2 protein-coding genes are annotated in these 691 nt (G+C 74.8%); both read left to right on the plus strand.

Annotated features, from left to right (window positions below; genetic code table 11):
- The coding region (locus AC2W7M_RS26870; RefSeq protein WP_486136277.1) for an SURF1 family cytochrome oxidase biogenesis protein at positions 1 to 303 on the plus strand (303 nt) is incomplete at its 5' end.
- A gap of 35 nt (positions 304 to 338) precedes the next feature.
- The coding region (locus AC2W7M_RS26875) for an SURF1 family cytochrome oxidase biogenesis protein (protein ID WP_486136279.1) at positions 339 to 691 on the plus strand (353 nt) is incomplete at its 3' end.

Genomic DNA, 691 nt, shown 5'->3' on the forward strand with positions numbered 1-691 from the left:
GTCCGGAGCCTGACCGCCATGCGGCGCTCGCCCCTGGTCGCCTCCGTGCTCGCGCTCGTCGCCTTCGCCATCCTGGTGGGACTGGGCACCTGGCAGCTGGAGCGGCTCGCCTGGAAGCGCGATCTGCTCGCCACCATCGCCGCCCGCGCCTCCGCCGCGCCCGCGCCGCTGCCGCCCGCCGCCGACTGGCCCACGCTCGACCGCGCCCGCGACGAATACCGCCATGTGACGCTGCGCGGCACCTACGACCACGCCAAGGAGGCGCTGGTCTACGGCGCGCCGGCGACGATCTCGGCACGCTGAAGGGCGGGCCCGGCTATTTCGTCTTCACGCCGCTGATCCGCCCCGACGGTCCGCCCGTGCTGGTCAATCGCGGCTTCGTGCCGCTGGCCCGGCGCGATGCCGGAACCCGCGCCGAGGGGCAGGTGGCGGGCGAGCAGCAGGTCACCGGTTTGCTGCGGTTTCCCGAGGAGACGAGCGTCTTCGTCCCCGCCAACGACCCCGCGCGCGACGCCTTCTTCCGCCGCGACCCGGCGGAGATTGCGGCGGCGCGCGGCCTTGCAGGGGGCGCAGGCTTCTATGTGGAGCTGGACCGGGGCGCGGCGCCCGGCGGCGTGCCGGTGAGCGCGGGCGCCAAGGCGGACCTGCCGAACCGGCGACCTGGAATATGCCCTCACCTGGTACGGGCTCG

It is taken from the genome of Xanthobacter sp. BG11Y11_SDJG (assembly GCF_057364445.1).